This is a genomic window from Sphaerimonospora mesophila (genome assembly GCF_001417795.1).
GTDB classification, from domain to species: Bacteria; Actinomycetota; Actinomycetes; order Streptosporangiales; family Streptosporangiaceae; genus Sphaerimonospora; species Sphaerimonospora mesophila.
Map to the genome: position 1 here is coordinate 564,741 of NZ_BCBX01000031.1, position 22,402 is coordinate 587,142.

At 72.6% G+C, this 22,402-nt stretch carries 18 protein-coding genes; 10 read left to right on the forward strand and 8 right to left on the reverse strand.

Annotation, left to right across the window (positions count from 1 at the left end):
• Window positions 1-50: 50 nt before the first annotated feature.
• A complete protein-coding gene (cydD, locus tag AP234_RS06980) occupies window positions 51-1,823 on the forward strand; it encodes a thiol reductant ABC exporter subunit CydD (protein WP_083501846.1) in 1,773 nt (590 codons plus the stop codon).
• Window positions 1,820-3,496: a thiol reductant ABC exporter subunit CydC gene (gene cydC, locus AP234_RS06985; RefSeq protein WP_055478685.1), complete on the forward strand. Its 1,677-nt coding sequence runs from the start codon at window positions 1,820-1,822 to the stop codon at window positions 3,494-3,496. The genes cydD and cydC overlap by 4 nt, the downstream gene beginning before the upstream one ends.
• Window positions 3,497-3,585: 89 nt before the next feature.
• Here cydC and AP234_RS06990 read toward each other — a convergent pair whose 3' ends face one another.
• Window positions 3,586-4,866 (reverse strand): trypsin-like peptidase domain-containing protein, encoded by a 1,281-nt coding sequence (locus AP234_RS06990; RefSeq protein WP_055478686.1) that lies wholly within the window; start codon window positions 4,864-4,866, stop codon window positions 3,586-3,588.
• A 258-nt stretch (window positions 4,867-5,124) separates the two neighbouring features.
• Window positions 5,125-7,485 carry an endopeptidase La gene (lon, locus tag AP234_RS06995; RefSeq protein ID WP_055478687.1) on the reverse strand — a complete coding sequence of 787 codons (2,361 nt, stop codon included), beginning with the start codon at window positions 7,483-7,485 and terminating at the stop codon, window positions 5,125-5,127.
• Window positions 7,486-7,702: 217 nt separating this feature from the next.
• Here lon and AP234_RS07000 point away from each other — a divergent pair, with 217 nt between their 5' ends.
• Window positions 7,703-9,157: an FG-GAP-like repeat-containing protein gene (locus AP234_RS07000; RefSeq protein ID WP_055478871.1), complete on the forward strand. Its 1,455-nt coding sequence runs from the start codon at window positions 7,703-7,705 to the stop codon at window positions 9,155-9,157.
• 52 nt (window positions 9,158-9,209) lie between these two features.
• Here AP234_RS07000 and AP234_RS07005 read toward each other — a convergent pair whose 3' ends face one another.
• From AP234_RS07005 to AP234_RS07015, 3 genes are all read right to left on the reverse strand, one after another.
• On the reverse strand, window positions 9,210-10,883 hold the full coding sequence (locus AP234_RS07005) for an alkaline phosphatase D family protein (protein WP_235558000.1): 1,674 nt from the start codon (window positions 10,881-10,883) through the stop codon (window positions 9,210-9,212).
• A 254-nt stretch (window positions 10,884-11,137) separates the two neighbouring features.
• Window positions 11,138-11,746: an HAD family hydrolase gene (locus AP234_RS07010; protein ID WP_055478688.1), complete on the reverse strand. Its 609-nt coding sequence runs from the start codon at window positions 11,744-11,746 to the stop codon at window positions 11,138-11,140.
• 28 nt (window positions 11,747-11,774) lie between these two features.
• The gene (locus AP234_RS07015) at window positions 11,775-12,611 is read right to left on the reverse strand and encodes a hypothetical protein (RefSeq protein WP_235558020.1); all 837 of its coding nucleotides are present in this window, start codon (window positions 12,609-12,611) and stop codon (window positions 11,775-11,777) included.
• 177 nt (window positions 12,612-12,788) lie between these two features.
• Here AP234_RS07015 and arfB point away from each other — a divergent pair, with 177 nt between their 5' ends.
• The gene (arfB, locus tag AP234_RS07020; protein WP_055478690.1) at window positions 12,789-13,211 is read left to right on the forward strand and encodes an alternative ribosome rescue aminoacyl-tRNA hydrolase ArfB; all 423 of its coding nucleotides are present in this window, start codon (window positions 12,789-12,791) and stop codon (window positions 13,209-13,211) included.
• 25 nt (window positions 13,212-13,236) lie between these two features.
• Here arfB and AP234_RS07025 read toward each other — a convergent pair whose 3' ends face one another.
• Window positions 13,237-14,016 carry an HAD-IIA family hydrolase gene (locus tag AP234_RS07025; RefSeq protein WP_055478691.1) on the reverse strand — a complete coding sequence of 260 codons (780 nt, stop codon included), beginning with the start codon at window positions 14,014-14,016 and terminating at the stop codon, window positions 13,237-13,239.
• A gap of 93 nt (window positions 14,017-14,109) precedes the next feature.
• Between AP234_RS07025 and AP234_RS07030 the strand changes: the two genes are divergently transcribed.
• The 3 genes from AP234_RS07030 to AP234_RS07040 are packed head-to-tail and all read left to right on the forward strand — an operon-like array spanning window position 14,110 to window position 16,390.
• Window positions 14,110-15,153 (forward strand): LLM class flavin-dependent oxidoreductase, encoded by a 1,044-nt coding sequence (locus AP234_RS07030; RefSeq protein WP_055478692.1) that lies wholly within the window; start codon window positions 14,110-14,112, stop codon window positions 15,151-15,153.
• A gap of 23 nt (window positions 15,154-15,176) precedes the next feature.
• Window positions 15,177-16,100: a phosphotransferase family protein gene (locus tag AP234_RS07035; RefSeq protein ID WP_063842795.1), complete on the forward strand. Its 924-nt coding sequence runs from the start codon at window positions 15,177-15,179 to the stop codon at window positions 16,098-16,100.
• Window positions 16,101-16,129: 29 nt separating this feature from the next.
• On the forward strand, window positions 16,130-16,390 hold the full coding sequence (locus tag AP234_RS07040) for a zf-TFIIB domain-containing protein (RefSeq protein ID WP_055478693.1): 261 nt from the start codon (window positions 16,130-16,132) through the stop codon (window positions 16,388-16,390).
• Window position 16,391: 1 nt separating this feature from the next.
• On the opposite strand, the gene AP234_RS07045 is transcribed toward AP234_RS07040, so the two are convergent.
• Complete coding sequence (locus AP234_RS07045; protein WP_055478694.1) at window positions 16,392-17,981, reverse strand: ATP-binding cassette domain-containing protein; 1,590 nt, start codon at window positions 17,979-17,981, stop codon at window positions 16,392-16,394.
• 386 nt (window positions 17,982-18,367) lie between these two features.
• Here AP234_RS07045 and efeU point away from each other — a divergent pair, with 386 nt between their 5' ends.
• The 3 genes from efeU to efeB are packed head-to-tail and all read left to right on the forward strand — an operon-like array spanning window position 18,368 to window position 21,672.
• On the forward strand, window positions 18,368-19,210 hold the full coding sequence (efeU, locus tag AP234_RS07050) for an iron uptake transporter permease EfeU (protein WP_055478695.1): 843 nt from the start codon (window positions 18,368-18,370) through the stop codon (window positions 19,208-19,210).
• A gap of 21 nt (window positions 19,211-19,231) precedes the next feature.
• Complete coding sequence (gene efeO / locus AP234_RS07055) at window positions 19,232-20,362, forward strand: iron uptake system protein EfeO (protein ID WP_055478696.1); 1,131 nt, start codon at window positions 19,232-19,234, stop codon at window positions 20,360-20,362.
• The gene (gene efeB, locus AP234_RS07060) at window positions 20,359-21,672 is read left to right on the forward strand and encodes an iron uptake transporter deferrochelatase/peroxidase subunit (RefSeq protein ID WP_055478697.1); all 1,314 of its coding nucleotides are present in this window, start codon (window positions 20,359-20,361) and stop codon (window positions 21,670-21,672) included. The genes efeO and efeB overlap by 4 nt, the downstream gene beginning before the upstream one ends.
• Before the next feature lie 6 nt (window positions 21,673-21,678).
• On the opposite strand, the gene AP234_RS07065 is transcribed toward efeB, so the two are convergent.
• Window positions 21,679-22,359: an RloB family protein gene (locus AP234_RS07065; protein WP_055478698.1), complete on the reverse strand. Its 681-nt coding sequence runs from the start codon at window positions 22,357-22,359 to the stop codon at window positions 21,679-21,681.
• Window positions 22,360-22,402 lie beyond the last annotated feature (43 nt).

A 22,402-nucleotide genomic window follows, 5' to 3' on the forward strand; every position in this document is an offset into this window, starting at 1 on the left:
GCGGCCGCGCGGTTTCGGGGCATCGTCGCGCGGCCTCTGATTGGGGCAGTGTGCACAGGGATCTTCTGCGGCTGGCGCGCGCCGAGAGCGCCGTCCGCCTCCATCTGGCCGGCTGCCTGGCCGCGGCCGTGGCGGCCGGGCTGCTCGTGCTCGCCCAGGCCGAAATCCTCGCGCGCGTGTTGTCGGGCGCGGTGCCGCCGGCCGGAGTCGCCTCGGCCCTGCTCCTGCTGGCGCTCGTGGTCGCGGCGCGCGGACTGCTCGGCTGGGCGCAGGGGATCTTCGCGGGGCGCGCGGCCACCGCGCTGAAGTCCGCGCTGCGCCGGCGGCTGCTGCCCCGGCTCGGCGAGCCGGGCGGTGCGGGGGCCGTCAGGGCCGGGGGCGGTGCGGCCGCAGGTGGAACGGCCGGGGGCGGTGCGACGGCCGGTTCGGGGATCCGATCCGGGGAACTGGTCACGCTCGCCGGCCGGGGACTCGACGCGCTCGACCCGTATCTCACCGGATATCTTCCCGCCGTCGCGGTGGCCGGGGTGGTGCCGCTCGCGGTGGCCGTCCGGCTGCTGGTGGCCGATCTCGGGACCGCCGTGATCGTCGTGCTCACGCTGCCGCTCATCCCGATCTTCGGCGCCCTCGTCGGGTGGACCACCAGGACCGTGACCGAACGGCAGTGGCGGGCGCTGTCCCGGCTGGGCGGCCACTTCCTCGACGTGGTGCGCGGCCTGCCGACGCTGCGCGCCTTCGGGCGGGCACGCTACCAGGCCTCGGTGATCCGCCGGGTCGCCGACGACCACCGGGCGGCCACCATGCGGACGCTGCGCGTGGCCTTCCTGTCGTCGCTGGTGCTGGAGCTCGTGGCCTCGCTCTCCCTGGCCCTCGTCGCGGTGCCCGTCGGCCTGCGGCTGCTGTCGGGCTCGCTCGATCTGCCCACCGCCCTGCTCGTCCTGCTGCTGGCCCCGGAGGCGTACGTCCCGCTGCGCGCGATGGGCACGCGGTTCCACGCCTCGATGGAGGGTGTGGCAGCGGCCGACGAGGCCTTCGCCGTCATCGACGGCCGGGAGTCGCGGGAGACGGCCGAGACGCATGCCGTGACGGGCGGCCGCGCCGTCCTCCGGGTTCCCCCGGCCGCGGCGGCCGGCCCGGACGGCGCGGCGCCGCCCGAGATCCGGCTGGAGGACGTCACGGTCCGCTATCCCGGACGCGACGTCCCCGCGCTCGACCGTGTACGGCTCACCGTCTCACCGGGGGAACGGGTCGCGGTCGTGGGCCCCAGCGGGGCGGGCAAGAGCACGCTGCTGCACCTGCTGCTCGGGTTCGTGACGCCCACGGAGGGCCGGGTGCTGATCGACGGCGCCGACCTCGCCGATCTCGATCTCGACACGTGGCGGCGACGCCTGGCGTTCGTCCCGCAGCGCCCGCACCTGTTCGCGGCCTCGGTGGCCGACAACATCGCGCTCGGCACGACGGCCACGTCCGCAGAGATCGGGGCGGCGGCCGTGGCGGCCCAGGCGGACGAGTTCGTGACCGCCCTGCCGGACGGCTACGACACCGTGCTCGGCGAACGCGGGGCGAACCTGTCGGCCGGGCAGCGGCAGCGGGTGGCGCTGGCCAGGGCGTTCTGCCGGCCGTGGGCGCAGGTGGTGCTGCTCGACGAGCCGACGGCCCGGCTGGACGGGCGCAGCGAGGCCGCGGTGATCGAGGCCACCCGCAAGCTGTGCGAGGGCCGTACGGCCATAATCGTGGCCCATCGCCCGGCCATGATCGACCTGGCCGATCGGGTCGTCCGCATCGGCTCCGGCTCCCTGGTGAGGGGTGAATCGATCTCATGATCCGCGGGTTCTACCGGCGGCTCGTCCTCGCCGCGCTGGCCGGGGCGGCGGCCGACCTCGCCGGCGTCGCGCTGATCGCGGCGGCCGCCTGGCTGATCACCCGGGCCGCCGAGCGGCCGCCGCTCGCCGCGCTGTCGGTCGCCATCGTCGCCGTACGCGCGTTCGCCACGACGAAAGGCATCTTCCGGTACGGCGAGCGCCTGTCCGGGCACGACGTGGCGCTGCGCGCGCAGGCGGGCACCCGTGAGCGGCTCTACCGGGCGCTGATCCCCACCGGGCCGCTGCCGCGGCGGGGGGCCGACCTGCTCAGCCGGATGGTCGACGACACCGAGGCCGTCCAGGACCTGCTCGTCCGCTGCCTGCTCCCGGCCGTCGCCGCCCTGCTCACCGGGGTCGCGGCGGTGTCCGTCGCCGCCTTCCTGCTGCCCGCCGCCGCGCTCGCGCTCTGCGCCGGGCTGCTCGCCGCCGGGCTGGTCCTGCCCGCCGGCACGGCCGCCGCCGCCCGGCGGTGGTCGGCCCGGCTCGCCCCGGCCCGGGCCGAACTGGCCGCCAGGGTGGCCGACCTGGTGCACGGCGCGGCCGACCTGACCGCCTGCGGCGCCCGCGACCAGGCCATCGACGCGGCCATGGCCTCCGACACGCGGCTGGCCCGGCTGGAACGCGGGCGGGCGCGGATCAACGCGGTCGCCCTCGCCGTCGGCATGCTCGCGCAGGGACTCACCGTGGTCGCCGTGGTGCTGATCGCCCAGGCGGCGGCCGTGGACCGGGTGGCCACCGCCGTGCTCGCCCTCACCTCGCTGGTCGCGTTCGAGCCGGTGCTGCCGCTGGCGGCGGCCGGTGAGCGGTTCGCCGGGGTGCTGGCCGCACTGCGCAGGCTGCGGGAGATCGCGGCGACGCCCCCGGCCGTGGCGGCGCCGGCGACGCCCGCTCCCCCGCCCGAGCCGCCGCTGACCGTGGAGATAGAGAACCTGGTCGTCCGGCACGGCGATCGCGAACCCGCCCTGAAGGGGGTGGACCTCACGCTGACGCCGGGCAGGCGCGTCGCGGTGATCGGGCCGAGCGGCGCCGGGAAGAGCACGCTGCTGGCGGCACTGATGCGGACGGTCGACATCGAGTCGGGCGAGATCCGTGTCAACGGGGTCGACATCCGCGCCTTCGCTCCGGACGACGTACGCGCCCGGATGACCGGGCTCACCCAGGACCCCTATGTCTTCCAGGCCAGCCTGCGCGACAACATGCGGCTCGCCGGGCCGGAGGCGTCGGACGCCGAGCTCGCCCGGGCCGTACGACGGGCCCGGCTGGACGGGTGGGCGGAGCGCACCGGGTGGGACGCCGTGCTCGGCGAGGACGGGCGCACCGTTTCCGGCGGCCAGCTCCAGCGGCTCGCGCTCGCCCGGGCGCTGCTGTTCGACCCGCCGGTGCTGCTGCTGGACGAACCGGCCGAGGCGCTGGACGAGGAGACGGCCGACCTGCTCATGGCCGACCTGCTCGACGCCACCCGGGGCCGCACCACGCTGCTGGTCACGCATCGGCTGCGCGGACTGGAGCAGGTGGACGAGATCGTCGTCATCGAGGACGGGCGGGTGATCCAGCGGGGGTCGCACGCCGAGCTGGCCGCCGTGCCCGGGTACTACCGGGACCTGTGGGAGTCCGAGGCGCTGACCCGCCGCTGACGACGATCGCCGGCGGGCCTCCCCCTCTGAGGCCCACCGGCGATCCGGTCCTGTGTCGTCCCCCGGGTACCGTTCCCCGGAGGACCGCGTCAGCCCGCGGCCTGCTCGGCCAGGGTGATGGAGGCCGACGCCGTCTTGCCGTTGCGCGTGTACTCGATGGTCACCTTGTCGCCCGGCCTGGAGCTGCGGATCGTGCCGACCAGCGTCTCGGCGCTGTCCACCCGCTTGTCGTTGATCTTCGTGATCAGGTCGCCCTCCTTGAGGCCGGCCTTCTCCGCGGGGCTGCCGACCGTGATCGAGGCGACCACGGCGCCGGGGGTGCCGCCGACCGCGTCGGCGACGCTCACCCCGAGGAACGCGTGGCTGGCCCGGCCGGTCTTGATCAGCTGGTCGGAGACCTGCTTGGCCATGTTGATCGGGATGGCGAAGCCGACGCCGATGTTGCCGTTGCTGGAGCCGGAGGTCGCGATGGCCGTGTTGATGCCGACGACCTCGCCCGACCCGTTGACCAGCGCGCCGCCCGAGTTGCCCGGGTTGATCGCCGCGTCGGTCTGGATCATGCCGCCGATCGTCGTGCCGCGGCTCTGCCGCTGCTGCCCCCAGGGGAAGGGCTGCTGCTGGTCGTCGCCGCTCTCGGTCAGCGTGCGGTCGAGCGCGCTGACGATGCCCGAGGTCACCGAGCCCTCCAGGCCGAGCGGGCTGCCGATCGCCAGAACCGGGTCGCCGACCTGGAGCTTGTCGCTGTCGCCGAGCGAGGCCGGGACCAGGTCCGTGACGTCCTGCACCTGGATGACCGCGAGGTCGGTGGTGGGGTCGGTGCCCTTCACGACGGCCGTGCCCGTCCTGCCGTCGCTGAACTTCACCGTGATCGTGGCGGACTGGTTCGCCTGTGCCACCACGTGGTTGTTGGTCAGCACGAGGCCGTCGGCCGACAGGATCACCCCCGAGCCCTCGCCGCCGCCCATCTGGGTCCGCACCTGGATCGACACGACCGACGGCATGATGTTCTTGGCCACCTCGGCGATGGTGTTCCCCGACGAGCTCGACACCGGGTTCACGATGGGGCTGGACACGACGGTCCGATCGCCGTTCGCCGCGTTGGTGATCAGGGCCCCCGCGGCTCCACCACCCAGTGCCACGGCCACCAGGGCCAGGCCGGCGCCCACCTTCTGCCTGCCGGTCAGGCCGCCCCTGGGCCGCGGCGGCGGCCCGGGGAGCCCCGCGGGGTCGAACGAGGCGTAGCCCTGGCCGCCGCCCCCGAACGCCCCGCCGTACTGGCCGTGCCGCGGCGGAGCGCTGCCGAACTGGCTCCAGCCGTGACTCGGAAGCTCCTGGGTGTTCTCTTTGGGAACGTCGTTAGGTTCGCTCATCGCCAATCCCCCTCGATGGATACGCCGGTGACTTCCCGGCTCTCCGCCGGTACGCATTCAGCATCGCAAACCAGCGATAAGGCCACGTTAAGCGATCTACGATGCGACCCAGGCGGAGCCATATATCCGCTTTATCTGGACATTTGACGCGACGGTCGGCCATCGCGGAGAGCGCGACAAGGGCCCCGCAGCGGCCGCACCCGACGGCTCTGGTGCATGCCGCGGCGCGGCCGCGGGAAGCGACCGCGCCGCTGTGGATCACGCGGCAGCCGGTTGGGCGGCCGACGCCGGGGTCAGCGCGATCTCCAGGACCTCCCTGACGTCGCTGACCGCGTGGACGGTGAGATCGGCCAGCACCTCGGCGGGCACGTCGTCCAGATCGGGCTCGTTGCGCGCCGGGATGAGCACGGTCGTGATCCCGGCCCGGTGCGCGGCCAGCAGCTTCTGCTTGACCCCGCCGATCGGCAGGACCCGGCCGGTGAGGGAGATCTCGCCGGTCATCGCCACGTCGCCGCGGACCGGGCGGCCCGACAGCAGCGAGGCGAGGGCGGTGGTCATCGTGACGCCGGCCGACGGCCCGTCCTTCGGCACCGCGCCCGCCGGGACGTGGACGTGCACGGATCTGTCCCGCAGCGTGCCGACCGGCAGCTCCAGCTCGGCTCCGCGCGACCGCAGGTAGGACAGCGCGATCCGGGCCGACTCCTTCATCACGTCACCGAGCTGGCCGGTGAGCGTCACTCCGGTTCCCCCGGTCTCCGGGTCGGCAAGGGACGCCTCCACGTAGAGAACGTCACCGCCGGCGCCGGTCACCGCGAGACCGGTGGCCACGCCGGGCACCGCCGTACGCTGCCGCGCCTCCGGCAGGGACGACTCGGGCACGTGCCGCGGCCGGCCCAGGTAGGAGACCAGGTCGCCGGCCTCGACCGCGACCGGCGGCTCGGCCTCGCCGAGCGCGGCCCTCGCCGCGATCTTCCGGAGCACCCGGGCGATCGACCGCTCAAGCGACCGGACGCCCGCCTCCCGGGTGTACTCCCCCGCCAGGCGTCGCAGCGCGGCGTCCTCGACCGACACGTCGTCGGCGGTGAGGCCGGCCTTCTCCAGCTGGCGCGGGAGCAGGTGGTCGCGGGCGATGGCGACCTTCTCGTCCTCGGTGTAGCCGTCGAGCGTGACGATCTCCATGCGGTCCAGCAGCGGCCCGGGGATCTGCTCCAGCACGTTGGCCGTGGCGAGGAACAGCACGTCGCTGAGGTCGAGCTCGACCTCCAGGTAGTGGTCGCGGAAGGTGTGGTTCTGCGCGGGGTCGAGCACCTCCAGCAGTGCCGCCGTCGGGTCGCCCCGGTAGTCGGCCCCGACCTTGTCGATCTCGTCGAGCAGCACGACCGGGTTCATCGAGCCCGCCTCGCGGATCGCCCGCACGACGCGTCCGGGCAGCGCGCCGACGTAGGTGCGCCGGTGGCCGCGGATCTCCGCCTCGTCGCGGACGCCGCCGAGCGCGACCCGGACGAACCGGCGGCCCATGGCCCGGGCGATCGACTCGCCGAGCGAGGTCTTGCCGACCCCCGGCGGACCGGCCAGCACGAGCACCGCTCCGCTGCGCCGTCCGCCGACCACGCCGAGACCCCGGTCGGCGCGGCGCTTGCGCACCGCGAGGTACTCCACGATGCGGTCCTTCACGTCGTCGAGGCCGGTGTGATCGGCGTCGAGCACCGCGCGGGCGCCGGCGATGTCGTACTCGTCATCGGTCCTGGTGTTCCAGGGGATGTCGAGGACCGTGTCGAGCCAGGTGCGGATCCAGCCGGTCTCCGGAGACTGGTCGGGCATCCGCTCCAGCCTGCCGACCTCCTTGAGCGCGGCCTCCCTGACCTGCTCCGGCAGGTCGGCCGCCTCGATGCGCGACCGGTAGTCCTCCTCCTCGTCGGAGGGCTCGCCGTTCAGCTCGGCCAGTTCCTTGCGCACCGCGGCGAGCTGCTGGCGCAGCAGGAACTCCCGCTGCTGCTTCTCCATGCCCTCCTGGACGTCCTTGCGGATGGTCTCGGCGACGTCCAGCTCGGCCAGATGGTCGCGGGCCCAGCCGACGAGCAGGTCCAGCCGCTCGGTGGGGTCGGCGGTCTCCAGCAGGAGCTGCTTCTGCGGCAGGGACAGCCAGGGCGCGTAACCCGCGCTGTCGGACAGAACGGCCGGATCGTCGATCTGGTTCACGGCGTCGACGACCTGCCAGGCGTCGCGCTTCTGCAGGATCGTCGTGGTCAGCGCCTTGTACTCCCTGGCGAGCTCCTCCGCCTTCGCTCCGGGGGTCACCCCCTCCAGCACCGCGGCCTCCACCCAGAGCGCCGCGCCCGGCCCGGTGGTGCCGGTGCCGACGCGCATCCGGTCCACCGCGCGGACCACGGCGGCAGGCTCGCCACCCGGCAGCCGTCCGACCTGCTCGATCACCGCCGACACCCCGACCGCGCCGTACCGGCCGTCCAGGCGGGGCACCAGGAGGACCGTGCTCTCGCCGCCGGCGCGCGCCGCGTCGACGGCCGCACGGACCTCGGCGGCCGACAGGTCGAGCGGAACCACCATGCCGGGCAGGACGACCGCGTCGTCCAGTGGGAGGACAGGAAGGATCTGGGTCATGAGCACTCCCGTAGGTTGAGTTATGTCGGCTCAACTAACAGGAGTCCGATGGTGTTCCCTCTTCTGCGTGTGTTCGCTGCGAGCGATCGTAATCGTGTAATCGGCCAGCCGGCCGGGCATCCCGCGCGCGACGATCCCGTCCCGATTTCAGCCGGCCGATCCGGGATGTTCACGTGCCGGTGGGACTCCGGTCCCGATGTGCGGGGACGATCCGGCCATGAGCGTCCCGCGTCCATCCGGCCTCTCCGTCCTCCTCGTACGCCGCGGATCCCTGCTGGTCGCGGCCGCCCTGGCCGTTCCCCCGCTCGCGGTCGCGTCTCCCGCCGTCGCCGTCCGGTCCTGCCCCGCGTTCCTCGCCGTGGCCGCGCCGTACGCGACCGTGGACGGGCACGCGCGCGCGGGAAGCGTCACCCTGTTCCGGGAGCGGCCCGGGCGGATGGAACCGGTCCGGGTGCTGCGCCAGGGCGCGTACGGGCTCGGGGACGCACCCGAGCGCGGCGACGCGTTCGGGTCGGCGCTCGCCCGAGGGGACTTCGACGGCGACGGCTGCGACGACCTGGCGATCGGCGCGTCCGAGGAGTTCCACGGCCCGCACGTCCCCGGCGCCGACGGCGCCGGCGTCGTCCACCTGCTGTACGGCACGCCGCGTGGGCTGAGGACGGCGGGCACGATGGACGTCACCCGCCTCGGCAGGTCGTACGGAACCGACCGGTTGGGTGCGGCGCTTGCCGCCGGCGACCTCGACGGGGACGGCGACGACGAGCTGGTCGTCGGGGCGCCCGGACTCGACGGCGGGGGCGGAATCGGGGTCTTCGGCATGAACGGTCGCCGCCCCGACGGGGAGGGCGTGCTGGTCACCCAGCCGACCCGGTGGGTCGGCCAGGACGCCGGCCAGACCGACCGGTTCGGTGCGGCGCTGGCGACCGGTGACTTCGACGGGGACGGCCGGGCGGAGATCGCCGTCGGCGCGCCCGGCGACGGGGGGCCGCGCGCAGGGTCGGGGGTGGTGACCGTGGTCGACCCGCGGCGACGGCGCGCCGGGGTCTTCACCCAGGAGAGCCCCGGTGTGCAGGGCGGCGGAGAGAAGTGGGACGCCTTCGGCGCCGCCCTCGCCTCCGGCGACTTCGACGCGGACGGGCGCGACGACCTGGCCATCGGCGTGCCCGGCGAGGACCTGACCCCGCTCGTGCGCGGCATGGACTACGGCGACGGCGCCGTCAACGTGTTGTACGGCTCCGGCCGGGGTCTGACCGGCATGCGCAGTGAGCTGTGGTCGCGGCGGGCCCTCGGCGGGAGGCCGCGCTACTCCGACAGGTTCGGCGCCGCGCTGGCGGCGGGCGACCTCAACGGGGACGGCGACGACGAGCTGGTGGTCGGCGTGCCGGGCGCGGGCGCGGTCCAGGTGATCGCGGGCACCCGGTCGGGTGGCCTGACCCGGCGGCACACCCTGCCGGTGCCGGCGGGAAAGGCCGCCGACGGGCACGGCGGTGATTTCGGCATGGCCGTACTCGTGCGTCGCGGCCGCCTGTTCGTGTCCGCCCCCGGGGCCGGAACCGTCACGCGGATCGGTACGGAGGCGGGGAAAGGGTCGTACACCGGTGTCCTGCCCCACGTCCGGGGCACGCTCAGCGGCGCCCGGCGGGACGCCCTGTTCGGCTACGCGCTCGCCTGATGGGCAGGCGCTTGTGCCAGGGCGTCTGTCCAGGGCGACTATTCCAGGGCGACTATTCCAGTGCGCTGCGTCCGGCGGGGACGCTGAACCGCGCCGACGTCCTCGCCGGAGCGCCGCGCCGGGACACGTACTCCAGGGTGCGGAACTCGGCCCGCAGTTCCTCCGGTGTGAGCCGGCACAGGATGTAGCCGCGCCGCTGGTCGATGTAGGAGATGTGCGGGTTCTCCCGCAGCATCTCGGCGATCCGGGCCTCGTCGCGGTAGCCGTCCCCGTCGCTGGATACCGACGAGGCGACGAGCTCGACCGCCGCGGCCGGCGCGTCCGGGTCGTCGAAGTCCTCGCGGAGCACGGCCGCGTGATGCATGTGCGCGTCGCCGGTGAGCACCACCGGATTCGCCGCGCCGCCGGCCCTGATGCCCCGGAGCAGCCTCGCCCGGTCGGCCGGATAGCCGTCCCAGCCGTCCATGTTCAGCTCCCTGCCCGGCCCCTCTCTGAGGTCACGCTGTGCCATCAGCACCTGCTGGCCGATCAGGTTCCACCGCGCCTCGGAGCGGGCGAGGCCGTCCAGGAGCCATCGGCGCTGCTCGTCCCCGAGGATCGTGCGCCGGTCGTCGAGCCGTTCGTCGCAGCCCGCGCGGGCGCCGTCCTGGCACGCCTGGTCGTCCCGGAACTGCCGGGTGTCGAGCAGATGGAAGGAGGCGAGGCCGCCCCAGGCGAGGCGGCGATTGACCCGGATGCGGGCGCCTGTCGGCACGCTCGACCGGCGCAGCGGCATGTTCTCGTAGTACGCCCGGAACGCGTGGGCCCGCCGCTCGTGGAAACCGGGGGCGCCGGTGCTCGACGCCGAGGCCGCCCAGTTGTTCTCGATCTCGTGGTCGTCGAGCGCGACCAGCCAGGGCGCCGCCCGATGGGCCGCCCGCAGGTCGGGATCGCTCTTGTACTGCGCGTGCCGCAACCGGTAGTCCGCCAGCGTCCGGCAGGTGCTCCCGGCGAAGGACCGTACGGAGCCGCTCACCGCCGTGTAGCCGTCCGGCGGGTACTCGTACATGTAATCGCCCAGGTGCACGACGAGGTCGGGCTCCTGCTCCGTCATCCGGCGGTAGGCGGTGAAGTGGCCGTGCTCCCAGTGCGCGCACGCCGCGACCGCGAACGTCAGGGGCGTCGTCCCCACGGGCGCCGTGCGGGTACGGCCGGCCGGCGAGACGTGCCCCTCCGCCCGGAACCGGTAGAAGTACTCCCGCCCCGGCGCGAGACCGTCCACCTCGACGTGGACGCTGTGCGCGGCCGCGGAGCGGGCGATCGCCGTACCGGACGCGAGGACCGCGGCGAACCGTTCGTCGGCCGCGAGCTGCCACTCGACCTCCACGGGGCGCGAGGGCATTCCGCCGAGGCCGTCGGGAGCGACGGGATCGAGGGCGAGCCGCGTCCAGAGGACGATGCCGTCCGTGGTGGGATCGCCGGAGGCGACCCCGAGCTCGAACGGATCACCGCGCAGCCTCCGGTAGGCCGTACCCGAGGACGCGGGGAAGGAGTCGGAGACGCGGGACCGGGCGGAGGCGCCGGCCGGCGCCGAGCCGGGAATCAGGCCGCCGGCCCCCGCCGCGAGCACCGTCAGGAATGCCCGTCGTGACGCGTTCCGCGCCGTCCGCCCGGACCCGTCCGGGTCCATGGACCCGGACGTCCGCGCGTGCCCGGCCTTCGTCAAGAACCGTCCGGTCTTCTTCATGAGCGTCCGGCTTCCGTCATGAGCATCCGGCTTCCGTCATGAGCATCCGGCTTCCGTCATGAGCATCCGGCTTCCGTCATGAGCGTCCGGTCTTCTTCATGAGCATCCGGCTTCTTCATGAGCGTCCGGCTTCCTTCATGAGCACAGTGCAACCGGTCCGGCCGACCTTCCGCCCGTCCCCCGGTTGCCCACCGGGAAACCGCCGATGAACAGTTCGGATGAACAGCCGACCTGGCGGCTCTCGGAGACGACGCCTACGGCCATGCGAGGAGCGGCTTCAGCTCCTCGCGGAGCGTCGGCACATCCCGGAAGAGCAGGCCGTGGATGCCCGCGGCCCGGGCGGCGGCGATGTTCTCGACGCGGTCGTCGACGAAGACCACGTCCGAGGCCGGCACGCCCAGCTTGTCGATCACCGTGAGATAGATCTCCGCCTCGGGTTTCACCATGCCCATGCGGCCGCTGTAGAAGCGCGGGCCGATCGGCGCCATGAACGGCAGCGGGTCGATCCCGTCGGCGACGCAGACCGGGGCGTTGGACAGCAGCGCCATCGGCACTCCCCGGCCCGCCAGCTCCTCGATCACCGCCGCGGTGTCCTCGTTGGGACGTGACCAGCTCGCCACGTCCAGCGTGACGGCCCGCTCGAGTTCGGCCCCGGCCACCGGCCTGCCGTACACGAACGACCAGTACGCCCCGGGGTCGAGGGCGGCGCGGTCGAAGTCGAGGCGGGCCGCCCAGTAGCGCTGCACGAACCCGGGCAGGCCGCCTTCGGGCGGGCCGTCCGGCGGCTCGGCCAGCCGGGCGACGTCCGCCTCGGCCTGGGGCAGCGAGATGACATTGCCGTAGTCGAAAAGAACAGTCTTCATGATCGTACGATCATAGCCCGCGTTAATTTCAGGACATGTACGGTTGGAGAAAGTCGTTGATCGCGCCGCAGCCGAGGTAGTTGCGCACGGTGTGGAAGTCGAGCGGGTCGATGTTGCAGGTCACGTCGAGTTCCACGCCCTCGAAGCAGCCGCGCAGGTCCGGCGGGATGGCCGCGATGTCGTCCTTGTCGGCGACGTTGATCCAGCGGCCGACGCCGGGCGGCCGGGCGCCCCGGCCGTTGGCGGGGGCGGGCAGCAGCCGCTCGAAGACGACGTCTCGCATGCCGAGCGGACTGCCCAGCGTGATCAGCAGGTCGACCGTCAGCTCCGGCTGCGCCCACAGCGCCTCGTACGTCACCACGCTGCCGAGCGAATGGGCGATCACCACTCGGGGCGCGCGTCGGCGGATCGTGTCTGCCACCGCGTCGCGGGCCCGGCTCCGCGGGGCGCCGCCCCCCAGATAGGCGGCGACCTCGGGACAGAAGTCCTCGGCGAAGCGCACCGCATGGGGGCCGAGGGAGTCCAGCAGCCACCCGGCCAGCCGGTGCGCGAGACCGGTCAGCGTCTCCCCGGCCAGGCCGCGCAGCCGCCCGTCCAGCTGGGCCGCCCAGTCGGCGAGCACGAGCCTGGCCGGAGTCTCCATCTGGCCTGCCGTCGTGCGCCGACCCGGCCGCTCCGGGTCGGCGGGGCGCAGGTGATGGGCGTAGTAGGCGATCTCGGAGAAGTACTCGCCGTTCTCCCGGCCGAGCCCCCTGCCCAGGTAGCGGTTCCACTTGACCCGCATGGCCTCGGCCGCGCCGCCCGGCGAGCCGCCGGCGTCCTCGTAGTAGCGGTACTTCCCGATGCCGTGGACTCCGACGATCACGCTCAAGCCGCCGCCTTCCCTCGCGCCGAATCCCGCGTCACTCTGCACCAGGGGGTGGACCGGGACAAGCTCAAGTCCGATTTGCGGTGATAAATGGCGAGCGCCAGCGGCTTTACGGGGATAAGTTGATTGAGCCGCGAACAGATCGACCCGATGTCTTGGTGGAGAGGGGGGATCATGCCAGGTCCGTTGTACGTCCGCGGCTCGGTCGTCATTCCGGAGGCCGAGCTCACCTGGCGCTTCTCGCGGTCGTCCGGCCCCGGCGGCCAGGGCGTCAACACCACCGACAGCCGGGTCGAGCTCGGCTTCGACGTGGCGGCCACGACCGCGCTGACGCCCGCGCTCAAGGCCCGCGCCCTCGACCGGCTCGCGCCCCGCCTCGTCGGCGGTGTGATCACCGTGACGGCCTCCGAGCACCGCTCGCAGCTGCGCAACCGTGAGGCCGCGCGGGCGCGGCTGGCCCACCTGCTGCGTGAGGCGATCGCACCGCCGCCGAAGAAGCGCCGCGAGACCAGGCCGTCCAAGGGCTCGATCGAACGGCGTCTCGCCGCCAAGAAGCAGCGATCCGACCTCAAACGCCTCCGCCGTACCCTCGACTGACGGATGGGGTGGAGATGCCCGGGGGTCAGACGAGGTCGACGAGGTCGGCCACGGAGTCGACGACCTGGGAGGGCCGGAACGGATAGCGGTCGATCTGGTCCTGCTGCGTGACCCCGGTGAGCACGAGGATCGTGTGGAGGCCCGCCTCCATCCCGCAGACCACATCGGTGTCCATCCGGTCGCCGATCATCGCGGTGCTCTCGCTGTGCGCGTCGATCCGGTTGAGCGCGCTGCGCATCATCATCGGGTTCGGCTTGCCCACGAAGTACGGCTCCACGCCGGTCGCCTTCGTGATCATCGCGGCTACCGCGCCGCACGCGGGCAGCGATCCCTCGTGCGAGGGTCCGATCGGGTCGGGATTGGTCGCGATGAACCGCGCGCCGTTCTCGATCAACCGGATCGCCCGGGTTATCGAGGTGAAGCTGTAGGTCCTGGTCTCGCCGAGCACGACATAGTCAGGATCCAGATCCGTCAGGACATAACCGCATTCGTGCAGCGCGGTGGTGAGCCCCGCCTCGCCGATCACGTAGGCCGAGCCCTCCGGCCGCTGATCGGCCAGGAACTGGGCGGTGGCCAGGGCCGAGGTCCAGATCGCGTCCGGCGGCACCTCCAGGCCCGCGGCGCGCAGCCGTACGGACAGGTCCCTCGGCGTATAGATGGAGTTGTTGGTCAGCACGAGGAACCGTTTGCCCGACTCGCGCAGCCGCTTGATGAACTCGTCCGCTCCCGGCACCGGGTGCCCCTCGTGAACCAGGACGCCGTCCATGTCGGACAGCCACGACTCGATCGGCCTGCGCTCGCTCATGGGTCCAAGGATGGCAGCTCCGGTGTGTACCAGACGAATCAGACAGAACACATCCGATGGAATTTTCGCCGCATTCCCCGGGTTGCCGCGACCATGAGCATGGACAACATCCGCGGCCTGCCGCGCGGGACGGCCACGGTGCCGCTGTCGATCCTCGAACTCGCGACCGTCGGCGAGGGAGGCTCCCCGGCCGAGGCGCTCGGCGTCGCCACCGAGCTGGCCCGGCGCGCCGAGGAGTGGGGCTATCACCGCATCTGGGTGGCCGAGCACCACGGGATGCCCGGGGTGGCGAGCTCCTCGCCCGCCGTGCTCATCGCGCACCTGGCCGCGGCCACCCGCACGATCCGGATCGGCTCCGGCGGGGTGATGCTGCCCAACCACGCCCCGCTGGTGATCGCCGAGCAGTTCGGCACCCTGCACGCGCTGCATCCGGGCCGCATCGACCTCGGCCTCGGCCGCGCCCCGGGCACCGACATGGCCACGGCGAACGCGCTGCGCCGCTCGGCCGAGGTGAACCCCGACGACTTCCCGCAGCAGCTCGACGAGCTGACCCGCTTCCTCGACGGCTCCTTCCCGCCGGGTCACCCGTACGCGAAGATCCAGGCCGTGCCGCGCGGGGCCGACCGGCCACCGATCTGGCTGCTCGGCTCCAGCGGGTTCAGCGCACGCCTGGCCGGGCTGCTCGGGCTGCCGTTCGCCTTCGCCCATCATTTCAGCGCGGCCAACACCGAGCCCGCTCTCGAGCTGTACCGCTCCTGTTTCCGGCCCTCGGAGGTGCTCGCCGAGCCGTACGCGATGATCGGCGTGTCGGCCGTCGCTGCCGACACCGAGGCGGAGGCGCTGCGGCAGGCGATGGCCGGCGCGCTGTCCTGGCTGCGCCTGCGCTCGGGCCGGCCCGGCCGGATGCCCACCCCCGAGGAAGCCGAGGCCTACCCCTACAGCCCGCCGGAGCTGGAGTTCGTCCGCGAACGACTGTCCACGGTCGTGTACGGCGACGCCGAGCGGGTGCGGGCCGAGCTGGACGAGCTGCGCGGCCGCACCGGCGCGGACGAACTCATGATCACCACCCAGGTGCACGGCGGCGCCGCCCGCCTGCGCAACTACGAGCTGATCGCCAAAGCGTACGGCATGCCGTAGATCCGGATCTTAGAGTTCGACGTGTGAACGGTCCCCACGCGTCCGCCCCGCCCCTGCTCGACGAGCTCGTACGGCTCGCGCCGCCGGGCGCGCGGACAGCCGGTCCCGTGACCGTGCTGAAGGAGACCCGGGTGCTGGTGGTCCGGGTCGGCGACGTCGTCGTCAAGGCCCACCCGCCGGAGACCGACGAGGCGGGACTGCGCGCCAGGCTGGCGGCCGTACGGCGGCTGCCCGAGATCATGCTCACCCCGCTCGCGCTGCACCGGCTGGACGGCGATCCGCCGCACGGGGGACGGCTCGTCACGATCTGGCCGGCGGGCGTGCCCCTGACCCCCGACGATCTGGACGGAACCGGCCCCGGGCCCCACGACGGCGGCGGAACGCCGTGGGAGAAGGGCGGGCGGCTGCTCGCCCGGTTGCACGCCCACGCCCCGCCGGCCGGGCTACCGCCGGCGGGCGGGCCCGCCAGGGTGGCCAGGGCCGTCGCCGGGCTCGCCGAGGTGGACGCTCCCGCCCGGGTCCTCGCCCCGATCCGGGAGGCGTACGCCGCGCTGCCGCGAGGGCCGGGGCGGTCGCCGCGGCTGACGCACGGCGACTGGCATCTCGGCCAGCTCGTCGTGCATCGGGGCCGCTGGCTGCTCATCGACCCCGACGACCTCGGTGTGGGCGACCCGGCGTGGGATCTGGCCCGCCCCGCCGCGTGGTTCGCCGCCGGACTGCTGGAGCCGGCGACCTGGGAGCGCCTCCTGTCCGCCTACCTCGCCGCGGGCGGCACCGCCGTGTCCGCCCGCGATCCGTGGCGGGAACTCGACGTGCCGGCCCGGGCGTTGACGATCCAACTGGCCGCGACGGCAGTGGCGACGGCGGCGAGGGCGGGCGAACCCCTCGACGACGTGGCCGCGGCGATGCTGTCCTCGTGCGAGAGGATCGCGGCGGCCGGCAGGTGACGGATCGACCACTCAGGGAGACGCAGTTGATGGAGTGCCCGAAGTGCCGCGGCAACATGCGGACGTACGAGCGCAACGGTGTCCACATCGAGCAGTGCGACAACTGCCGGGGGATCTTCCTTGACCACGGCGAGCTGGAGGCGCTGACCCGGCTGGAGTCCCAGTGGGCGCAGCAGAACTACGCGCCCCCGCCGCCCGCCCCCGGCGGCCCGGCCTGGGGCGCGCCGCACCACGGGCACTACGGACACCGCCGCCAGCGCAGCTGGGTGGGCATGCTGTTCTCCAGCTGAGTCATGTGTCCGTCAGCCCCTCCGGCCCCACCGTCAGCCACCTGGTGATCCCGATGGACTCCAGGAACGGCAGATCGTGGGCGGCCACGATCAACGCGCCGCGATAGGCCGACAGCGCCTGCGCGAGCACCCGGACGCTGGCCAGATCGAGGTTGTTGGTCGGCTCGTCCAGCAGCAGAAGCTGCGGGGCGGGCTCGGCCAGCAGGAGCGCGGCCAGCACTGCGCGGAACCGCTCCCCGCCCGACAGCGTGCCCGCCGCCCGCTCGGCCCGGTCGCCGCGGAACAGGAACCTGGCGAGCCCGGCCCTGATCGCGTTCACCGACGCCGCCGGGGCGACGGCCCGCACGTTGTCGACCAGGCTCAGCGAGTCGTCGAGCACGTCGAGCCGCTGCGGCAGACAGCGCACGGGAACCCCGGCCCTGACCGTCCCCTCCACCGGCGGGATCTCTCCCGTGATCGTGCGGAGCAGCGTGGTCTTGCCCGCCCCGTTACGTCCGAGCAGCGCGATCCGCTCGGGTCCCCCGACGATCAGGTCGCCGACGGGGCCGGCGGCCGTACGGACGCCGTCGAGGACGAGGACCGTGCGGCCGGCCGGGACCGTCGTGGCGGGCAGCTCCACCCTGATCTCCGAGTCGTCGCGGACGGCATCCTCCGCCTCGGCCAGCCGCTCGCGCGCCTCCGACAGTTTCTCCTCGTGCATGGTGCGGTGCTTGCCCGCCGACACCTGGGCCTGCCGCTTGCGCTCCTGCATGATGATCTTCGGCTCGCGTTTGTTCTCGTACATCTTGTTGCCGTACCGCGTCCTGCGCGACAGCTTGGTCTGCGCCTCGACCAGCTCGCGCCGCTGGCGGCGCACGTCGCCCTCGGCGGCCCGGACCGCGCGCTCGGCGGCCTCCCTCTCGACGGCCAGCACCTCCTCGTACTCGCTCAGCGTGCCGCCGAACGTCCGTGCGGCCGGCAGGTCGGCGATCTGGTCGACCAGTTCGAGCAGCGCCCGGTCGTGGCTGACCACGACCAGCGTCCTCGTCCAGGACGAGACGGCGTCGTACAGCCGCCGTCTGGCGTCCAGGTCGAGGTTGTTCGTCGGCTCGTCGAGCAGGAGGATCTCCGGTTCGGCGAGGAACCGCGCGGCCAGCCCGACCAGCATCGTCTCTCCGCCGGAGAGCGTGGCGACCGTCCGGTCGAGGTCCACCTCGCCGAGGCCGAGCCGGTCGAGCTCGGCGCGGGCGCGCTCCTCGACGTCCCAGATCACCGCGTCGAAGTTCGCCTCGCTGAGATCCCCGCGCTCGATCGCGTGCAGGGCCCGCCGGGCGGGGGTGATCCCGAGCAGGTCCGCGACCGTACGGCTCGCGCCGAGCGGCAGGTTCTGCGGCAGGTAGCCGACGCCGCCGGTCACGCCGACGGCGCCGGCCGAGGGGGTCAGCTCCCCGGCGATGATCCTGAGCAACGTCGACTTTCCCGACCCGTTGGCCCCGATGAGCCCGGTGCGGCCGGTGCCGAATGCGAATCGGAGGTCCTCGAACACGGCGGTGCCATCGGGCCAATGAAAGGACAAGTCCGTACAGACGATTGAAAAAGACGCAGAAGACATGGGCGGCTCCCCGGATGTGGGCGGTGACGACGGATATGCGCGTGGAGACACCGCGGGCACAGGCCGGGAATCGGGACGCCGCGAGGAAGGGTCCTGAGGTCGCTGCGCCGGGCCACCGGCAGGGCGGTGGTCGAGCGCGGTGTCATGACCTCAGAGCTTCAACGAACCCTCCGGGAGCAGGCGGCAGGACACGAGCCAGGTTAAATGGGCGACGGCCGGGGACGCCACTCATTTATCGCGGCCGACACGCCGGCGCGGCGCCGGATTGTGGCCGCATTACGAGGGGGAGATAAATGGCTACCCCCGCTGCACCGGCGTACGGAATCAGGAGTAAGGTAACGCTCGCCTAAGTTAGGTCAGGCTTACCGGCTCTCAGAGGGGGCACCGTGTTCGCGAGCTACCTGATCGGTCTGCGCGAAGGCCTGGAGGCGGCCCTCGTCGTCTCGATCCTGGTGGCCTTCCTGGTGAAGAGCGACAGTCGTGACCGGCTTCCGCTCGTATGGGCCGGGGTGGGCGCCGCACTCGCGCTGTCGATCGGGTTCGGCGCACTGCTCACCTTCACCGCCACGCACCTCTCCGCACAGCGGCAGGAGCTGTTCGACGCCGTCACCTCCCTCGCCGCGACGGTCTTCGTGACCTTCATGGTGTTCTGGATGCGTTCGGCCGCACGGCGGCTGTCCGGCGAGCTCCGCCAGAAGCTGGGCGAGGCCCTCCGGCTCGGCGCGACCGCGGTCGCCGTGGTCGCCTTCCTCGCCGTCGCGCGGGAAGGGCTGGAGACCGCGCTGCTGTGGTTCGCCGCGGTGCAGGGCGCGACCACCAGCGCCAGCCCGCTGATCGGCATCACCCTCGGGCTGCTGACCGCCGTCGCGATCGGCTGGGGACTGTACCGCAGCGCCCTGCGGATCAACCTCACCAGGTTCTTCACCTGGACCGGGCTGCTGCTGATCCTCGTCGCCGCGGGCATCTTCAAGTACGGCGTGCACGACCTGCAGGAGGCGGGCGTGCTGCCCGGGCTCGCCACCCACGCCTTCGACATCAGCGGCGTGCTCGACCCCGGAGCCTGGTACTCGACGCTCCTCAGCGGCATGTTCAACATCACCCCGCAGCCGAGCGTGCTGGAGACCATCGCCTGGGTGGTCTACGCGGTGCCGGTCCTCTTCTTCTTCCTGAGGTCCTCCGGCCGGACGCCCGCTGCCCCCGTGCCCACACAGGCCCAGCAGGCCGTCTGATCCGGAATTCACGGAGTCCACATGCGCACCCCCATAGCCGCGGCCGCGGCCGCACTCGCCCTCGCCGGCCTCGCCGCCTGCTCATCCGAGACGTCCTCAGGGGCGGACGGCGACGCCGCGGACAAGAAGATCACTGTCGCGGCCACCGACACCGCATGCGCGGTCGGCACGGCCGAGCTGCCCGCCGGCACCTCGACGTTCACCGTGACCAACAACGGCAGCAAGGTCACCGAGTTCTACGTCTACGCGGCGGGCGACCGGGTGATGGGCGAGGTCGAGAACATCGTCCCCGGCCTGACCCGCGACATGGTCGTCGAGCTCCCGCCCGGGTTGTACGAGACCGCCTGCAAGCCCGGCATGATCGGCAAGGGCATCCGCAACCCGCTCAAGGTCACCGGCGAGCACAGGCCGCTGACGCAGGACGCGCAGCTCGCCGCGGCGGTCGCCGGCTACAAGCGCTACGTCAAGAGCCAGTCGGACACGCTGCTCGTCAAGACGAAGGAGTTCGCCGAGGCCGTCAAGGCCGGCGACATCGACAAGGCCAAGCGGCTCTTCCCCGTGGCGAGGACGTACTGGGAGCGCATCGAGCCGGTGGCGGAGATCTTCGGCGACCTCGACCCGGCCATCGACGCCCGGGAGAACGACGTGGCCGAGGGCGAGGAGTGGACCGGATTCCACCGCATCGAGAAGGACCTGTGGGTCGACAAGGACATCAGCGGGGACGGACCGCTCGCCGACAAGCTGATGACCGACGTCACCACCATCGTCGAGAAGGCCAACGCGACCGAGCTGTCGCCCGTGCAGCTCGCCAACGGCGCCAAGGAGCTGCTCGACGAGGTCGCCACCGGGAAGATCACCGGTGAGGAGGACCGCTACTCCCACACCGACCTGTGGGACTTCGACGCCAACCTGCAGGGCAGCAAGGCCGCCGTCCAGGCGCTGCGGCCGGTGCTGGAGGAGCGGGCGCCCGACCTGGTGAAGACGCTCGACGCGAAGTTCGCTGCGGCGGAGCAGGCCCTGGAGCGGCACCGGTCCGGCGACGGCTGGCGGCTGCACACCGAGCTGTCCAAGGACGACCTGCGCCTGCTGTCCGACGCCATCAACGCCCTGGCCGAGCCGATCAGCAAGGTGGCCGCGGTGGTGGCCAAGTGAGCGGACGGACCGGCGAGGCGCCGGGCGAGGAGCGCGGCGGGCAGTCCGGCGAGATAAGCCGCCGCAGGCTGTTCGGCCTGGGGGCTGCGGGCGTGGCCGCGGCCGGTGCCGTCGGCGCCGGAGCTTTGGCCGCAGGCTCGCTGGGCGGCGACTCGACCACCGTGGCGAGCGGCGAGTCGCCGGTCTCCGAGGCCGTCCCGTTCTACGGCCCCCACCAGGCGGGCATCGTCACCCCCGCCCAGGACCGGCTGCACTTCGTCGCGCTCGACGTGACCACCACCAAGAAGGCCGAGCTCGTCGAGCTGCTCCAGGAGTGGACGGCGGCCGCCGCCCGGATGACCCAGGGCAAGGACGCCGGCACGTTCGGCGCCCTCGGCGGCGACCCGCAGGCCCCGCCCGACGACACCGGCGAGGCCCTCGGCCTGCCCGCCTCCGGTCTCACGCTCACCATCGGCTTCGGCCCGTCGCTGTTCGACAAGCGCTTCGGCCTCGCCGACCGCAGGCCACCCGCACTGGCCGACCTGCCCTCCTTCCGCGGCGACGCGCTGATACCGGAGATCTCGGGCGGCGACATCTGCCTCCAGGCCTGCGCCCATGACCCCCAGGTGGCCGTGCACGCGATCAGGAACCTGGTCCGGATCGGGTTCGGCAAGGTGTCGGTCCGCTACTCCCAGCTCGGCTTCGGCCGTACGTCCTCGACCTCTCGCGCCCAGGCGACGCCGCGCAACCTGATGGGCTTCAAGGACGGCACCGCCAACCTCAAGCTCGAGGACACCGAGATGCTCCGCGAGCACCTGTGGGCCGCCCCCGGAGACGGCCCGGCCTGGATGGACGGCGGCGCCTACCTGGTCACCCGTAAGATCCGCATGCACATCGAGACCTGGGACCGCGCCCCGCTGGCGGAGCAGGAGGCCATCTTCGGCCGCGACAAGGGCGTCGGCGCGCCGCTCACCGGGAAGGCCGAGTTCGACGAGCCGGACTTCGCCAGGACCGGCCCCGACGGCAGGCCCGTCATCCCCGACGACTCGCACGTACGGCTCGCCCACCCCTCCGTGCACGGCGGCGCCCGCATCCTGCGCCGCGGCTACAACTACGTCGACGGCTCCGACGGCCTGGGCAGGCTCGACGCCGGGCTGTTCTTCATGGCCTACCAGCGCGATCCGCGCAAGCAGTTCGTCCCGATCCAGCGGGCGCTGGCCGCCAAGGACTCGCTGAACGAGTACATCAAGCACGTCTCCAGCGGTGTCTTCGCCTGCCCGCCGGGGCTCGCCGACGCCGGCGACCACTGGGGCCGCACGCTTCTCGCCTGACCCCGCTCAGTTCCCGCCCAGGTGAATACCGAGAGCGACCAGCAAGCGCCAGACGTCGGTCGACGGATCACGCTGGGAGATCGGACAGTCCAGGGCGTGCCCGGATCGGGCCGCCCACTCCTGAGTGGACCATGGTCCGGCATCACGTCCGACCGGCTCCGTCTTGGCATGGGCCGGGGTGCAGCGACCGGCGGCGCAGGAGGCCACCAGGCCCCGGGCATGCGCCACCGCACTGCCCTCCCGCCCTTTCAGGGCGTCGCGTCGCGCCCCCTTAACGCTCTTGTCACCCCTCTTGTCGTAGTCCTTGAAGGCGTCCGTGGCCTGCCGTAACTTCTCCACCACAATCTTGCTGCTGCCGCTCTGTGCCCCGGTGAGCATCTGAAAGTGCAGCAGCAGCCACAGGTCGAACGACGGATGCGAGAAGGCGAACTCGATCCCTGATGCGGCTGCTGCCTTCACCGCCTGCGGGATTTCGTGATGGCTGTCACGGTCGAAGAGCGCCCACGCCTCATCTTCGGCAGCGGCTTCTCGTACGGCTTCGACAACCTTGGCCGGGGTCATCCCGTTCTTGCGGTACACCGGCTGGATCCGGAAAGGCCGTCTCCCGTCATCACCATCGCCGAACTGCTCGTTCAGGTAACGGAGATAGTCCGGCTCGGTGGATTCGCCCTCACAGGCCACATACATCACTCTCACCTCGCGGGAGAGCGCGCCGGATCTCCGTACCAGC

Coding starts and splice junctions, on each gene's coding strand:
- AP234_RS07030 (WP_055478692.1), top strand. CDS start 14,110: ATGAGCATGGACAACATCCGCGGCCTGCCGCGCGGGACGGCCACGGTG.
- AP234_RS07025 (WP_055478691.1), bottom strand. CDS start 14,016: ATGAGCGAGCGCAGGCCGATCGAGTCGTGGCTGTCCGACATGGACGGC.
- lon (WP_055478687.1), bottom strand. CDS start 7,485: ATGACCCAGATCCTTCCTGTCCTCCCACTGGACGACGCGGTCGTCCTG.
- cydC (WP_055478685.1), top strand. CDS start 1,820: ATGATCCGCGGGTTCTACCGGCGGCTCGTCCTCGCCGCGCTGGCCGGG.
- AP234_RS07010 (WP_055478688.1), bottom strand. CDS start 11,746: ATGAAGACTGTTCTTTTCGACTACGGCAATGTCATCTCGCTGCCCCAG.
- AP234_RS07005 (WP_235558000.1), bottom strand. CDS start 10,883: ATGAAGAAGACCGGACGGTTCTTGACGAAGGCCGGGCACGCGCGGACG.
- arfB (WP_055478690.1), top strand. CDS start 12,789: ATGCCAGGTCCGTTGTACGTCCGCGGCTCGGTCGTCATTCCGGAGGCC.
- AP234_RS07000 (WP_055478871.1), top strand. CDS start 7,703: ATGAGCGTCCCGCGTCCATCCGGCCTCTCCGTCCTCCTCGTACGCCGC.
- AP234_RS07045 (WP_055478694.1), bottom strand. CDS start 17,981: ATGTCTTCTGCGTCTTTTTCAATCGTCTGTACGGACTTGTCCTTTCAT.
- AP234_RS07040 (WP_055478693.1), top strand. CDS start 16,130: ATGGAGTGCCCGAAGTGCCGCGGCAACATGCGGACGTACGAGCGCAAC.
- AP234_RS07065 (WP_055478698.1), bottom strand. CDS start 22,359: ATGTATGTGGCCTGTGAGGGCGAATCCACCGAGCCGGACTATCTCCGT.
- AP234_RS06990 (WP_055478686.1), bottom strand. CDS start 4,866: ATGAGCGAACCTAACGACGTTCCCAAAGAGAACACCCAGGAGCTTCCG.
- efeO (WP_055478696.1), top strand. CDS start 19,232: ATGCGCACCCCCATAGCCGCGGCCGCGGCCGCACTCGCCCTCGCCGGC.